Below are 14,450 nucleotides of genomic sequence, written 5' to 3'. Positions count from 1 at the left end.
GCTCAGAGCTCGGCCGAGGATACGGCGTGCCAGGCGGCGCGCGCGTTGGCCAGGGCGACGACCGCGTCGGTGGCCGCCCGGGCCGCTGCCAACTCGCGACGCGCGGTCTCGAGGCGCAGTCGGGCGTCGATGGCCAGAACGCCCTCGCGCGCGTCGGCCGCGGCGAGGGCGGCACGCGCGCAGGCGAGGGTTCCGGGCAGGGCCGTGCGGGCGACCTCGAGCCGATTCCGGGTGCTCGGCGCCTCGCCGAGGGCGTCGTCGCGCATCTCGCGCACCCGCGCCACGGTTTCGACGGCGGTGCGCGGGCGACGGGGAGCGTGGGCGGCCGCGTCGTCGAGGTCGCGGACCGCGGAGCGCAGACGCGCCTGCGCGCCGGGCGCGCACGCGTCGGCGCGGGCGGTCGCGAGCTCGATCGCCGCGCCCAGTTCGGCGCGGGCCGCAGCCAGCTCGGCGGTGACGTTGTCGGCGGCCTGCAGGGCGATGCGGTGGGAGTCCTCCACGGCACGCAGGTGGCGTCCGGCTCGGCGGGTGGCGTCGGTCGAACGGTGCAGGTGCATCATCACGGTTGCGACATCGGCGGCGCGTGCCGCAGCGCGGTCGATCTCGGTATCGGCCTCGATCAGCGCGGCATGGCCGGCCCGCGCCGAGAGGGCGGCGTCGCGCCAATCGTCGGCGTCGAAGCGGTCGCCCAGTGCCGCGAGCAGCGGGGCCGGGTCGCCCGCTGAGGTGACGGCCTCGTCGCGGCGCCGACGTGCGGCTGCGACGAGTGCGGCCGGGGTGCGATGCGCCGTCGACCAGGCGGCGAGCTGCGTGCGCGTCGCCTCGACGCGGGCGAGCTGCGACACGAGCCCGGCGCGCAGCCGCTCGGCCTCGACACGTCGTCGCGCGGGGACGACCGCGCCCCGTCGCAGCGACGAGACGTCGGAGAACCCGCGGTCGCGAGCGCGTTGGGCGGCGGTGTACGCCCGACGCAGATCTGCCGGGGCATCGCCCGCGGGCAGGGCGTCGGCCGCTTCGAAGGCGATGTCGAGGGAGTTCACCGCATCGTCGAGGTCGAGCAGGGCGGCTTCGGCGGCGATGACGGCCTCGGCCGCCGCCGCCTGCGCACGCGGTGAGCGATGACGCACCCGAACGACCAGCACGACGATCGCCGCGACGAGCAGACCGCCGGTGAGCGCGATCGCCGCGGGGATCGCCCAGGCGACGTCAGTCACGGTCGGCGGGGGCGTCGTCGACGAGCAGCAGGGCCCGCAACTGGTCGACGTCGTCGACGGCGGCCTGCGCGCCCTCGGACTCGTGCGGCCAGCTGAACCCCCAGCGCACGAAGATCACGGGCACCTCGGCATCCCGACCGCCCTCGACGTCGTGGTGACGATCGCCGATCAGCACGGGGCGCGAGACGTCGACACCCTGTGCCTCCAGTCGCCGCAGGGCCTCGCGGACGACGTCGGACTTCGTGCTCAGGGTGCGTTCGTCGAGCGACGCGCCGACCACGGCCTGGAGGTCGGGGGCGAGACCGAAGTGGTCCATCAGGGCCACGACCTGCACCTCGGGCTTCGAGCTGGCCGTCGACTGCGGCACACCGGCGGCGTGCAGGTCGTGCACGATCTCGCCCACGCCGGGATACAGCCGTGCGCTGACGGTGTAGCCCTCGCTGCGGTTGAGACCGCGATAGAACGTGACGGCCTCGGTGGCCTGCTCGGGCGTCATTCCGACGTTCACCTGGAAGGACTCGAACATGGGCGGCCCGATCCAGTGCGACAGTTCTCCCCGCGTCGGCGGAGTGCGTCCGAAGTGCTCGAGGGTGATCGTCAGGCGACGGAGGATCCCCTCGGACGCGTCGACGAGAGTGCCGTCGACGTCCCACAGGACACACGAGAAGGGGGAGCGTACGGGCATGTTCCCACGCTACCGGCGCGGCATCGGCCCGGCTCGCTCCCCACGCGTGGAGTGCGTCAGAACAGCCGCGGCGCCCCCGACTGCACGCCCTTCATCTCGTCGTAGTCGAGGGTGAGGCAGCGGATGCCGCGGTCGGTGGCGAGCACGCGGGCCTGGGGCTTGATCTCCTGGGCCGCGAAGATGCCGGTGACCGGAGCGAGCAGGGGGTCGCGGTTGAGCAGCTCGAGGTAACGCGTGAGCTGTTCGACGCCGTCGATGTCGCCGCGGCGCTTGACCTCGATCGCGACGGTGCCGCCGGCGTCGTCGCGCAGCAGCAGATCGACCGGACCGATCGCCGTGGGGTATTCGCGACGCACGAGTCGCAGGCCCTCGCCGACGACCGAGACCTGCTCGGCCAGCAGACGTTGCAGGTCGGCCTCGACGCCGTCCTTGATGAGGCCGGGGTCGACGCCGAGCTCGTGCGAGGAATCGTGGACGACCTCGTGGATGCGCACCAGCAGCGCGTCGCCCGTCTTGGCGTGGGTGACACGCCACCGCTCGATCACGCCGTCTTCGACGTCGGCCTCATCGGGCTGCTCGAGCGTGAGACTGCACGGCGGGCTCATCCAGTTGAGCGGCTTGTACGAGCCGCCGTCGGAGTGCACGAGCAGGCTGCCGTCGCCCTTGTGCACGAGCAGGCGGGTGGCGAGGGGGAGATGCGCGTTGAGTCGGCCGGTGTAATCGACGGAGCAACGGGCGATGACGAGACGCACCCGTCGAGCCTAATCGCGCTCGCCGCCGGGTGTCAGCGACGGGCCTTCTCGGCCTCGGCGCTCTCGACGACGAGCGGCTTGGCCGCGCCAGAGAAGAGACCGGATGCCACGATCAGGCCGACCACGATGAGCAGCGTGTTGAGCAGCCCGATGTGGTCGCCGATCCACCCGAGGATCGGGGGACCGCAGAGGAATGCGACATACCCGATGGTCGCCGCGGCGGCCACGCGCGAGGCGGCCTTGGCGGGGTCGTCGGCGGCGGCCGACATGCCGATCGGGAAGCCGAGGGAGGCACCGAGACCCCACAGTGCCGCGCCCACGAACACCCACGGGCCGAACGGCGCGAGGATGAACAGCAGCAGGCCCGCGGCCGCGGTGGCCGCCAGCACCCGCAGCACCAGCACGCGACCGAGACGATCGACCACCGGTCCGCCGGCGATGCGTCCGACGGTCATCGCGACCGAGAACACCGCGAGCACGGCGGGGCCGGCCTCTTCGGGTGCTCCGTGACCGTACACGACGGCCGAGGGGAGCCAGTCGTTCGCGCTGCCCTCGGCGAACGCCATGCCCAGCATGATGACGCCGAGCGTGTAGGTGCGCGGCTCGCGCCAGGCCTGCAGCGAGACCGCGAGGCGCTCGCGCCAGTGAGCGCGCTCCTCGGCGACGGGGGCGTCCATCGCGGCCTCGGCGCGGGGAACGTTGGCGACCGAGACGAACGCCACCACGACGATGACCACGCCCATGGCCACGCAGTGCGCGACGACCGGGATGTCGAAGCGCACGGCGACGAAGCCGAGGGCGGCGCCGATCACCGTTCCGAAGCTGAAGAAGGCGTGCAGCAGGGGCATGATCGTGCGGCCCGTGGCCTTTTCGAGGGCGGCGCCCTCGACGTTCATCATCACGTCGACGGCGCCGTTGCCGAACCCGAACAGGGCGAGGCCCACGAGCGCGACGGCGAAGAGCTGCAGGGAGTCGGTGCCGAAGCCGATGATGGCCAGGCCCACGCCCACGAGCACCAGCGCGACGAGCATTCCCGTGCGGGCGCCGATGCGGGCCATGACGGCGGGGGCGATGGAGAGTCCGATGATGGATGCCACGCCCATGCCGAGCAGCAGGAGCCCGACGCCGGAGTTCTCGATGCCGAGCGACTCGCGGATCGCCGGCACGCGGGAGGCCCAGGTCGAGATGCTGAGTCCGCTCGCGAGGAAGATGGCGCAGATCGCGACGTGCCAACGCACGAGTTGGGACCGGGTCAGCGTGGAATGCATGGCGCCACTGTACCGAATCGATTCGACGTCGATCGAATCGATTCGGAAGCGCGCGTGTCGCGGGTTACGATCGGCCCGTGAGCACCCGACGCGCCACCATCAGCGACGTCGCCCGCGAGGCGGGCGTCTCGCCGTCGACCGCCTCGGTGGTCTTCAGCGGCAAGACCCCCACCTCGGAGGCCACCCGGGCACGCGTGCTCGCCGCGGCGCAGAGTCTCGGGTACACCGGGCCCGACCCGCGCGCGGCCTCTCTGCGGCGCGGACGGTCGGGCATCGTCGGCGTCGTCTTCGACCAGCACCTCGGAACCGCCTTCCTCGACCCGGTGACCACGCACATGATGGACGGCCTCGCCGACGGGGTCTCGCGCCTGGGTGCGGCCTTGCTCCTGCTGCGCGACGACGGTGAGACGGTGAGCGAGCCGTCGCTGCACACCGCGCCCATCGACGCCGCCGTGCTGATCGGGTGCAGCCCCCGCATGCGCGACTCGCTCGAGATCGTCCGCGGACGCGGCATCCCGGTCGTCGTCGTCGAGGGCGACGCCGGCGAGGGGATCCCGCGCGTGCTGCTCGACAACATCGAGGCGCAGTCCGCCGCCGCCGAACACCTGGCCGGCCTCGGGCACAGCGACGTCGTTCTCGTCACCCTGCCGATCGACACGTCGCGGCGGCGGGGCTGGATCGCGTCCGACGAGGTCGTTCGCGTCGACGTCACCGCCGATCGACTGGCCGGGGCCCGTCGCGTGTTCCCCGACGCGCCCGCTCTGGCCGCGGCCACCAGCTCGATCGACGAGGGCGCGATCGCCGGGCGCACGCTCTTCGCCGACCCCGCGAATCGCCCCACCGCGGTGATCGCGCAGAGCGACCTGCTGGCGGCCGGGGTCATCCGCGCCGCCGAAGAGGCGGGCCTCCGGGTTCCCGACGACGTCAGCGTGACGGGGTTCGACGGCGTCGTCGTCGACGGCCTGGCGCCGCACGTCCTCACGACGCTGGTGCAGCCGGCCACCGCCAAGGGCCGCGCGGCCGGCGAGGCCGTCGCCGCGATGCTCGAGGATGCCGTGCCCTCGGGTCTGCGGTTGTCGTGCACGTTCCGCGAGGGCACGACGACCGCGCCGCCGCGTACCACATGAGGTCGCGGGCAGCGACGAGTCTCATGCTCCGCATAGAATAGTCACGACACCCCGAGAGCCCGGGCACTCCGCCCGTCGACACCCGAGGAGGCCCGACCATGCTGATATTCCTCGGCGCCTTCGCGGCTCTCCCGCTCCTGCTCCCGTGGCTCGTCTCACGCATCGGAGCTCGGGCGTTCTACGTCGCGGCGGTGCTTCCGGCACTCGCCTTCGCCTTCGCCATCGTGCAGGCCGCGTCGGTCTTCGGCGGAGACATTCCGTTTGAGGAATACCAGTGGATTCCCGCGCTGGGCGTCTCGCTCTCGATGCGCATGGACGTGCTGGGCTGGCTGCTCACCCTCGTCGTCACGGGCGTCGGCGCGCTCGTCATGCTCTACTGCCGCTGGTACTTCCGCGGCAAGACGCAGGGCGTCGGGCAGTTCTCGGCCGTGCTGCTGGCCTTCGCCGGCGCGATGTACGGCCTCGTGCTCACCGACGACATCGTCGTGCTCGTCATGCTGTGGGAAGCCACGAGCGTGCTGTCGTACCTGCTCATCGGCTACTACCACGGTCGTGCGGCGAGTCGCCGTGCCGCCCTCCAGGCGCTGCTCGTGACGACCCTCGGCGGCCTGGTCATGCTGATCGGCGTGGTGCTGCTGGTGGTGCAGGCGGGCACCTCGAGCCTGTCGGCGATCCTCGCCGATCCCCCCGTGGGGACGGTCGTCGACATCGCCGTGCTGCTGCTGCTCGTGGGCGCGCTGAGCAAATCGGCCATCTTCCCCTTCCACTTCTGGCTCCCCGGCGCCATGGCCGCTCCCACCCCGGTGAGCGCCTACCTCCACGCCGCCGCCATGGTGAAGGCCGGCATCTACCTCATCGCGCGGCTCGCCCCCGGCTTCGCCGACACCCCGTTCTGGCGCCCGACGCTGATCACCCTCGGTGTCTTCACCATGCTGCTGGGCGGTTTCCAGGCGCTGCGCGAACGCGACCTGAAGCGCATCCTGGCCTTCGGTACGGTCAGCCAGCTCGGCTTCCTCACCGTCATGCTGGGCTACGGAACGCGCGATGCCGCCCTCGCCGGCGTCGCCCTGCTGCTCAGTCACGCTCTGTTCAAGTCGTGCCTGTTCCTCGTGGTCGGCGTCATCGACCGTCAGCTCTCCACGCGTGACATCGGCGAGCTCTCGGGTGTCGGACGCCAGGCCCCGGTCATGGCCACGGCTTCGTTCATCGCGATCGCGTCGATGGCCGGCGTCATCCCCACGTTGGGCTTCGTCGCGAAAGAGACTGCTCTCACCGCCCTGCTGCACGAGGCCGAGGGCGGCGCCGGATGGGGTCTCGTCGCCCTGATCGGCATCGTGTTGGGTTCCGCTCTGACGGCGGCGTACGGCATCCGGTTCCTCTGGGGTGCGTACTGGACCAAGCGCGACGTCGAGAAGACCGAGTGGCCCGACCCGCCCATCGGCTTCCTCTCGGCCCCTGTGCTGCTGTCGGCGGCCTCGCTCGCGCTCGGTTTCCTCGCTCCGATCGTCGACCACTGGCTCGCGCCCTACGCCGACGAGCTGCCCGAGGCGACGGCCGGCGTTCCCGCGCCCGAGTACCCGTACCACCTCGCGCTCTGGCACGGTCTGGAGCCGGCGCTGTTCATCTCGCTGGGCACGCTCGCGCTCGGCGCCGGGGTGTTCTGGGTCGTGCGCAAGACGCAGCTGCACAAGCGCCGCCGCGTGCTGCCGTTCACGGCGAACGACGTCTACAACGCCACCCTGCGCGGCATCGACCACACGTCGGAGTGGGTCACCGCGCGCTTCCAGCGCGGCTCGCTGCCGTTCTACGTGGGCACGATCTTCGTCGTTCTCGTGGTGGCCGAGGGCACCGCGTTGCTCGCCTCGAGCGAGTGGCGCGCGCAGCTCGACGCGTGGCAGTCGCCGGCGCAGCTGATCTCGGCGCCGATCATGATCGCCGCGGGCATCCTCGCCGTGCGGGCGCGCAAGCGCTACACCGGCGTCGCGCTCGTGTCGGTCACCGGCCTCGGCATGGTCGTGCTCTTCGCCACCAGCGGTGCCCCCGACCTCGCCCTCACGCAGGTGCTCATCGAAACCGTGACCCTGGTCGTGTTCGCGCTCGTGCTTCGGCGTCTGCCGGCCCGCATGGGCGAGCAGAACGAATCGGTCGCCCCCCTCGCGCGCGCCGTGCTCGGCGCCGGCGTGGGTCTCACCATGGCCCTGGTCGCCGTCGTCGCGACCGGCGCGCGGCAAGACCTCCCCATCTCGCTCGAGTGGCCGGCGCTGGCGTACGAGATCGGCCACGGGCGCAACGTCGTCAACGTCGCGCTGGTCGACCTGCGCGGGTGGGACACCATGGGCGAGCTCTCGGTGCTCGTGCTCGCGGCCACGGGCGTGGCATCGCTCGTCTTCATCACCGACCGCAGCGACAACCTGTCGCGGCGCTCGGGCACGGCCCGCAGTCGCACGGGTCTCGGTCGCCGTCGCCCGCTCGTCGAGACCGACAGCGGAGTGCGGGCCCAGCGCGTGGGCGAGACCGATGCTCCGCGGGCCTGGCTCATCTCGGGCTCGAAGGTGCAGCCCGAGAACCGGTCGATCCTGCTCGAGATCATCATCCGGGTGCTCTTCCACTCGATCATGATCGTGTCGCTGTACCTGCTGTTCGCCGGGCACAACCTCCCCGGCGGCGGCTTCGCCGGCGGTCTCGTCGCCGGCATGGGCCTGGTCATGCGCTACATCGCCGGGGGGCGATGGGAGCTCGGCGCCGCCGCCCCCACCGACGCCGGCCGGCTGCTGGGCGCGGGCATGGCGATCGCCGTGCTGTGCGCGCTGGTGCCGATGGCCTTCGGGTTCGCGCCTCTGCAGAGCTTCACGTTCGAGGGCGAGCTGCCGCTCATCGGTCACTGGGAGTTCGTCACCAGCACGATCTTCGACGTGGGCGTCTACCTCGTCGTCATCGGCCTGGTGCTCGATGTGCTGCGCAGCCTCGGCGCCGAGGTCGACCGGCAGTCCCTGCATCCCGAAGACGCGGAGGTGGTGGGCCCGTGACCATCTCTCTCGTCCTCGTCATCGTGATGGCCGTGCTCTTCGCGTGCGGCGTGTACGCCATGCTCGAGCGCAGCCTGACCCGCGTGCTCATCGGCTTCCTTCTGCTGGGCAACGCCGCCAATCTGCTGCTTCTCATCGTCATGGGCGCCCCGGGTAGGGCGCCGTTCTACGACGGGCAGACCGACCCCGCCGACATGTCCGACGCGCTGCCGCAGGCGCTGACCCTGACGGCCATCGTCATCACGTTCGGCATCTCGGCGTTCCTGCTCGCGTTGATCTACCGCTCCTGGCAGCTGGGTCAGGCCGACACGGTCATCGACGACGCCGACGATGTGGCTCTTCGCACGCGCACGGCGACCGAGCCCGAAGACGCCATGGACGAAGAGTCGCGTTCCGACGACGACGACGTCACCACCGACTTCGTGGGCGACGTGGCCTCGCCCATCCGGGTGCTGCACCAGGGCGACCTGTCGCAGCTCGTCGACGACGCACCGGTCGACCGCGTCGCCGTGCAGCGCGACGACGACGACGCTCCCACCCCCGACTCCCGCGACCCCCAGGATGGTGATCGCGCGTGAGCGCCCTCGTTCCCCTGCTCGTCGGCATCCCGCTCATCGGCGCCGCGATCAACCTCGTGTTCGGCCGTCGCAAGAAGACGCAGATCGTCGTGTCGGTGGCCTCTCTCGCGGCCGTGCTCGTGCTGGGCGCCGTGCTGCTCGTCGAGGTCGACACGAACGGCCCCCTCGCCGTGGCCATCGCCGCGTGGGACATCCCGTTCGGCATCGTGCTGTACGTCGACGTGCTCGCCGCGCTCCTGGTGGTGGTCACCAGCATCGTGCTGCTCGCCGTGCTGCTGTTCTCGATCGGTCAGGGAGCCGCCGACAACGACGAGGACACCCCGGTCTCGATCTTCTACCCGGCCTACCTCATCCTCGGCGCGGGCATCTTCAACGCCTTCATCGCGGGCGACCTGTTCAACCTCTACGTGGGCTTCGAGATCCTGCTGGTCGCCTCGTACGTGCTCATCACCCTCGGCGGTACCGAGTCGCGCATCCGCACAGGGGTCGTCTACATCGTCGTCTCGCTGGTGTCGTCGATCCTCTTCCTCGCCGCGATCGCGATGGTCTACGGCGCGCTCGGCACGGTCAACATGGTGCAGATCAGCGAGCGCATGGCGCTGCTGCCGCAGGACACCCAGACGATCCTGCATCTCATGCTGCTTCTCGCGTTCGCCATCAAGGCGGCCGTGTTCCCCCTGTCGTTCTGGCTGCCCGACTCGTACCCCACGGCTCCGGCGCCGGTGACCGCGGTGTTCGCCGGGTTGCTGACCAAGGTGGGCGTCTACGCGATCATCCGCACCGAGACGCAGCTGTTCGTCGACAACGACCTCAACTTCCTGCTGATGATGGTGGCGCTGTCGACGATGATCGTCGGCATCCTGGGCGCCGTCGCGCAGGCCGAACTCAAACGCATCCTGTCGTTCACGCTCGTGAGCCACATCGGCTACATGATCTTCGGCCTGGCCATCAACACGCCGCTGGCGGTGGGGGCGACGATCTACTACATCGTCCACCACATCATCGTGCAGACCACGCTGTTCCTCGCGGTGGGCCTCATCGAGCGCCGCGCGGGCAGCACCTCGATCCTCAAGGTGAAGGGCCTCATGCGGGCCGCGCCCCTTCTGGCGGTGCTGTACTTCATCCCGGCCATCAACCTCGGCGGTCTGCCGCCCTTCTCGGGCTTCATCGGCAAGTACGCGCTGTTCGACGCGGCGGCCCAGGTGGGGACGCCGGTGATGATGGTGCTGATCGTGGGCGGGATCGCGACGTCGATCCTGACGCTCTACGCGCTGATGCGCGCGTGGAATCTGTCGTTCTGGCGCGAGAACGAGGATTCGCCCGAGACGATGGAGCGCGTCGCCTACCTCGGCAACGCCCCCGCCGCGACGATCTCGACCGAGCGTCGCGCGATCCCGCGCATCATGACCTCGGCGACCGTCGGCATGGTGGCCGTCACCCTGGCGCTGACGGTGTTCGCGGGCCCGCTGCTCGACATGTGCCTGCGGGCGGGCGTCACCATCACCGACGGCGTGAGTCTCGTGCAGGTGCGGGAACAGGCGGGTCAGCAATGAGCCCGTCGCGCCGGTCCCAGGTGGGGCTGTTCCTGCACCAGCTGCCGTTCCTGGTGTGGCTGGTCGCCCTGTGGATGCTGCTGTGGGGCCAGTTCACGTGGCTGGCGTTCCTCACCGGTCTGGTGGCGGCGATCTTCGTCACGCGGGTGTTCCGCCTGCCCCCGGTCGAGCTGTCCGGCCGCATCAACCTCTGGTACGGGCTCGTCTTCGTCGTCACCTTCCTCGGCGCGGTGATCCGCGGCTCGCTCATCGTGGCGTGGCAGGTCGTCGATCTCCGGCGGCAGCCGGGGGCCGCGATCATCGCGGTGCCGCTGCGTGTCGACGACGACGTGATCATGGCGCACACCGCCGTCACGGCATCCCTCATTCCCGGCTCGCTCATCGTCGACGTCGATCGCGAGAACCGCACCCTGTTCCTGCACACCATCGGCGTGCGAAGCGATGCGGATGCCGAGCATCAGCGCCGCGTCGTGCTCGGCTGGGAAGCCCGCATCACGCGGGCCGTCGGCTCGAAGGAAGAGCTGCAGGAGCTGCGGGCCAAGATCGCCGAGTCCGATGCCGATGCCCGGCACGGAGCCGAGACCCCGCGCGACGGGAGGACCCTGCTGTGAACCCGCTCGTCGTCGTCATCGTCGCCGTCTTCGCCGCCGCCGCGGTGCTGGCGCTGATCCGCCTCGTGATCGGCCCGTCGATCCTCGACCGCGCCGTGGCCGCCGACGTGCTGCTCACCGAGGTGCTCTGCATCCTGGGCGCCGACATGGTGATCAACAAGCACACCCAGTCGCTGCCCGCGATGCTCATCATCGCCGCGGTCGGCGTGTTCGGCTCGATCGCGGTCGCCCGTTTCGTCGCGCGCAAGGAGAACCCGAGATGACCCTCGACTCCGTTCTCGACACCGTCGCGCTCGTGCTCGTGCTCATCGGCGCGGTTCTGTGCCTGACCGCGACGATTGGCCTGCTGCGCTGGCGCGACGTGCCGACCCGTCTGCACGCGGCCACCAAGCCGCAGGTGCTCGGCGTACTGCTCATCGTGTCGGCGGTCGCGCTGTCGCTGCGCACGTGGGAGGCCCTCGCCTTCGGCATCCCGATCGTGCTCATCCAGTTCGCGACCGCTCCTCTGGCCGCCCACATGGTCGGACGCGCCGCGTACCGCAACCGCACGACCGACGAGAAGAACCTGTACATCGACGAACTGCACCACAGCACCGAGCAGCCCGGAGCGACGGGCGCGCAGTCGCGCCCCGAGAGCTGAGGTCAGACGCCGGCGTCGCGCACGTCTTCGCGTGCCTGCGGCGACGGGGTGCCGTCCTGCGGGTCGGGCGTCTCGGTGCGGTGATCGAGTTCGCGTGCCTCGCGCTCTTCGCGGCGGCCTTCGGCCAGGAACGCCAGGCGGTTGAGGCACTCGTGGTTGCGCAGGACGAGCATCGGTTTCCACAGGGCCGCGGGCAGCAGTGACGCTGCGCCCGAGACGGGCTCCTCGAGGATCGTGACCGCGGTGCCGTCGGCGTGCGGACGGGCGTCGATGCGGATCACCCCGCGACCCAGGATGCCGGCCTTCGGCCGCAGCCGCAGCCGGTGCGGCGGAGACCACTCGACGATCTCGGTCTCGTCGTGCATCATGACCGGCCAGATGCCGAGGGAGTGGTGGATGCGCGCGCCCTCGCGCGGCCAGTGCTCGTCGACGTCGCGCATGCGCGCCGCCCCGACGACCCACACGGGGTACAGCCAGCCGTCGGACAGCACGGCGAACAGGTCGTCGGGCGTGCAGCGCATCAAGCGAGTGTTTCGGGCGGCCATGGTGTCCCCTCGGTCGTCGTGACTCGACTTTACGGCGCGGGCGGCTCGGCGGCCTCGGGACTTGACGAGGGGGGAGCTGCGGAGCCGTCGACGGGGACGGCGAAGCGACCGGGCGTCGAGGAACGCCCGGTCGCTTCGGTGGGCTCAGCGGCCTCGGGGTACCGAGGTCGAGCCTGGCCGAGTCAGCCGGCCGTGATGTCGGTCACCACGCCCTTCGCCAGGCGCAGGCGGCGGCGGGCTCGCCGCGCGACGGCGGAGTCGTGGGTCACAACCACGAGCGTCAGGCCCTCGGCGTTCAGTCCCTCGAGCACCTCGAGGATCTCGTCGCGCATGCTCTCGTCGAGGTTGCCCGTCGGCTCATCGGCCAGCAGCACCCGGGGCTGCTTGGCGATCGCCCGCGCGATCGCGACGCGCTGCTGCTGCCCGCCCGACAGCTCGCCCGGGCGGTGGTCGCGGCGATCGGCGAGCCCCACGCGTTCCAGGGCCTCGGTCACGCGCCGTCGCCGCTCGTCGCCGTCGAGACCGAGCGGTTCGAGGCCCATGTCGACGTTCTCGGCGGCGGTGAGCGTGGGAATGAGGTTGAAGCCCTGGAACACGAAGCCGATCTCGGCGGCGCGCACGCGGTTCAGGTCGGCGTTCGAGGCGCGCGCGATGTCGAGGTCGCCGAGCGTCACCGACCCGGCGGAGGGGCGATCGAGAGCGCCGAGCATCTGCAGCAGCGTCGACTTGCCGCCGCCGGTGGGGCCCTGGATGGTGACGAAGTCGCCCGCGGCGATGTCGAGGTCGACACCGGCCAACGCCTGCACCGTGGTGTCGCGTTGGCGGTAGGTGCGGGTGACGCCCCGCAGGCGGTAGGCGGTCGTCGTGTCGGTGGGGGCGGTGAGGGTCATGATGTCTCCTTCGAAACGGGATGCCGGTCACGCGACCGAGCGGAGGGCGGCGGCGGGGCTGAGGCGCGCGGCACGCCACCCGCCGAAGGCACCGGCGAGCACGCCGCCCAGCACGGCGATGCCGACGGCCGCCACCACGACCACGGGGGTCACGGGAGCGCTGAGCACGATGTCGGTGGCCTGCGCGGCCGCCTGGCCGAAGCCGCCGCCACCGCCGGGACCGCCCTGACCGCCGGGGCCACTCGTGGGGGTGCTCGACGTCACCGAGACGGTGGGCGAGATGACGTTGATCAGCAGGATGCCGCCGAGGCCGAGGATCAGACCTGCGACGCCGCCGATGAGCCCCTGCGCGAGCGATTCCCCGGCGACCTGGCGGACGATCCGGCCGTTGGACCAGCCGATGGCCTTGAGGGTGCCGAACTCCCGCGTGCGGCGTGCGACGCCGGAGATCGTGAACAGCACCGCGAGCGACAGAGCCACCAGCAGGACCACGATCGACAGCCAGGTGCCGAGGTTCGAGATGAGCGATGACGCGCTGGACAGCGAGCCCGAGACGGTCGAGGCGAGCTCCGACTGCGAGCTGACCGTGGCGTCGGGCAGCGCGGTCGAGACCTCGCTCTGCACCGTGTCGATGGCATCCGCGGAATCGGCCTGCACGTAGACGGTCGAGACCACGTCGCCGACGCCCGCGAGACTCTGGGCGACGTCGAGCGGCAGGTACACGTTCGCCGCGGTGTCGGCATCGGACGACGCCGAGGCGACGACGCCGACGATCTGCATCGTCGTTCCGCCCAGGTCGATCGTTCCGCCCACGGCCAGCCCGGCGCTCGCCGCGTACGTGGCGTCGATCACGGCGACGTCGGTGCCGGCGTCGGCAGCGGTGAGGCCCCGGCCGTCGGTGACCGTCACCGACGACAGCGGACCGACGGTGGCGGCGGGGTCGACGCCCAGCACGCTGAACGAGTCGACGCCGAAGGCACTGCCGCCGTCGCCGCCGGGGCCGCCGGACGGCGGCTGGCCCGCGCCGCCGCCCATGCCGCCTCCGGTGCCCGTGCCCGCGTCGGTGGTGGCGCTGCGGTCGGGCATCTGACCCGAGAACGTCGTGTTCGTCAGGGCCAGGGCCCCGGTGGCGGCGGACACGCCGTCGAGACCGGTGACGGTGGTGACGGTCGAGGCGTCGAGGGTCGCGCGCATCCTGTCGGTCATGAGACGCGACTGGCTGAGGGTGGTCGTGCCGTCCTGCGTCGAACCGGCGTCGGCGCCGAAGTCGAACCGCGGCCCGCCCCCGTCTTCGCCGGGCTGGGCCTGCGCCCCGGTGACGGTGAGGTCGGTGCCGACCCCGTACACCGACGAGAGGGCCTGCGACTGCGCGTCGCGCACGCCCGCCGAGAGCGCGTTGACGATGATGACGAGCGCGATGGCGATCGCGAGTCCGACCGCGACGATCACGGTCTGTTTGGTGCGGCCGGCGAGTTCGCGCCGCAGGTAGGTGCCGTACATGTCTCTCCTCTCGGACGCGGGGTGCGGCCGTGTTCCCGAAGGTAGGAACGACGCCCTCACC

Annotated in this window: 14 protein-coding genes; 7 read left to right on the top strand and 7 right to left on the bottom strand. The window is 71.2% G+C overall.

The features are described 5' to 3' along the window. Positions 1–2: 2 nt before the first annotated feature. Genes IFU40_RS01770 through IFU40_RS01755 form a run of 4 tightly spaced genes read right to left on the bottom strand, consistent with a single transcriptional unit; the run spans position 3 to position 3,919 of the window. The gene (locus IFU40_RS01770; protein WP_191925176.1) at positions 3–1,214 is read right to left on the bottom strand and encodes a hypothetical protein; all 1,212 of its coding nucleotides are present in this window, start codon (positions 1,212–1,214) and stop codon (positions 3–5) included. Further along, positions 1,207–1,899 carry an HAD hydrolase-like protein gene (locus tag IFU40_RS01765; RefSeq protein ID WP_191925175.1) on the bottom strand — a complete coding sequence of 231 codons (693 nt, stop codon included), beginning with the start codon at positions 1,897–1,899 and terminating at the stop codon, positions 1,207–1,209. The genes IFU40_RS01770 and IFU40_RS01765 overlap by 8 nt, the downstream gene beginning before the upstream one ends. Positions 1,900–1,955: 56 nt before the next feature. Next, positions 1,956–2,651, bottom strand: coding sequence for an endonuclease NucS (gene nucS / locus IFU40_RS01760; RefSeq protein ID WP_055832263.1), 696 nt, complete (start codon positions 2,649–2,651; stop codon positions 1,956–1,958). A 32-nt stretch (positions 2,652–2,683) separates the two neighbouring features. Beyond that, positions 2,684–3,919: an MFS transporter gene (locus IFU40_RS01755; protein WP_191925174.1), complete on the bottom strand. Its 1,236-nt coding sequence runs from the start codon at positions 3,917–3,919 to the stop codon at positions 2,684–2,686. A 77-nt stretch (positions 3,920–3,996) separates the two neighbouring features. Between IFU40_RS01755 and IFU40_RS01750 the strand changes: the two genes are divergently transcribed. The 7 genes from IFU40_RS01750 to mnhG all read left to right on the top strand — a co-directional run bounded on the left by IFU40_RS01750 (position 3,997) and on the right by mnhG (position 11,454). Continuing rightward, the gene (locus tag IFU40_RS01750) at positions 3,997–5,046 is read left to right on the top strand and encodes a substrate-binding domain-containing protein (protein ID WP_191925173.1); all 1,050 of its coding nucleotides are present in this window, start codon (positions 3,997–3,999) and stop codon (positions 5,044–5,046) included. A gap of 98 nt (positions 5,047–5,144) precedes the next feature. Next, positions 5,145–8,072: a Na+/H+ antiporter subunit A gene (locus IFU40_RS01745; RefSeq protein ID WP_055832257.1), complete on the top strand. Its 2,928-nt coding sequence runs from the start codon at positions 5,145–5,147 to the stop codon at positions 8,070–8,072. Beyond that, positions 8,069–8,650: a Na(+)/H(+) antiporter subunit C gene (locus IFU40_RS01740; protein WP_191916523.1), complete on the top strand. Its 582-nt coding sequence runs from the start codon at positions 8,069–8,071 to the stop codon at positions 8,648–8,650. The genes IFU40_RS01745 and IFU40_RS01740 overlap by 4 nt, the downstream gene beginning before the upstream one ends. Continuing rightward, positions 8,647–10,203 (top strand): Na+/H+ antiporter subunit D, encoded by a 1,557-nt coding sequence (locus tag IFU40_RS01735; protein ID WP_055935241.1) that lies wholly within the window; start codon positions 8,647–8,649, stop codon positions 10,201–10,203. Before IFU40_RS01740 ends, IFU40_RS01735 begins: the two co-directional genes overlap by 4 nt. Next, on the top strand, positions 10,200–10,814 hold the full coding sequence (locus tag IFU40_RS01730) for a Na+/H+ antiporter subunit E (protein ID WP_055832244.1): 615 nt from the start codon (positions 10,200–10,202) through the stop codon (positions 10,812–10,814). Before IFU40_RS01735 ends, IFU40_RS01730 begins: the two co-directional genes overlap by 4 nt. Next, on the top strand, positions 10,811–11,077 hold the full coding sequence (locus IFU40_RS01725; RefSeq protein ID WP_191925172.1) for a monovalent cation/H+ antiporter complex subunit F: 267 nt from the start codon (positions 10,811–10,813) through the stop codon (positions 11,075–11,077). The genes IFU40_RS01730 and IFU40_RS01725 overlap by 4 nt, the downstream gene beginning before the upstream one ends. Continuing rightward, a complete protein-coding gene (gene mnhG / locus IFU40_RS01720; RefSeq protein WP_055832240.1) occupies positions 11,074–11,454 on the top strand; it encodes a monovalent cation/H(+) antiporter subunit G in 381 nt (126 codons plus the stop codon). Before IFU40_RS01725 ends, mnhG begins: the two co-directional genes overlap by 4 nt. A gap of 2 nt (positions 11,455–11,456) precedes the next feature. Here the strand turns inward: mnhG and IFU40_RS01715 are convergent, their stop codons facing one another. From IFU40_RS01715 to IFU40_RS01705, 3 genes are all read right to left on the bottom strand, one after another. Then, entirely contained in the window at positions 11,457–11,975 is a 519-nt protein-coding gene (locus tag IFU40_RS01715) for an SRPBCC family protein (protein ID WP_235560500.1), read from the bottom strand. 206 nt (positions 11,976–12,181) lie between these two features. Continuing rightward, entirely contained in the window at positions 12,182–12,889 is a 708-nt protein-coding gene (locus tag IFU40_RS01710; protein ID WP_191925171.1) for an ABC transporter ATP-binding protein, read from the bottom strand. A 27-nt stretch (positions 12,890–12,916) separates the two neighbouring features. Then, on the bottom strand, positions 12,917–14,389 hold the full coding sequence (locus IFU40_RS01705; protein ID WP_191925170.1) for an ABC transporter permease: 1,473 nt from the start codon (positions 14,387–14,389) through the stop codon (positions 12,917–12,919). Between the last annotated feature and the right edge of the window lie 61 nt (positions 14,390–14,450).

This window comes from Microbacterium sp. CFBP 13617 (assembly GCF_014839445.1).
Classification (GTDB): domain Bacteria; phylum Actinomycetota; class Actinomycetes; order Actinomycetales; family Microbacteriaceae; genus Microbacterium.
The sequence above is the reverse complement of the archived record's forward strand: the minus strand, read 5'-3'. Positions and strand labels throughout refer to the sequence as shown.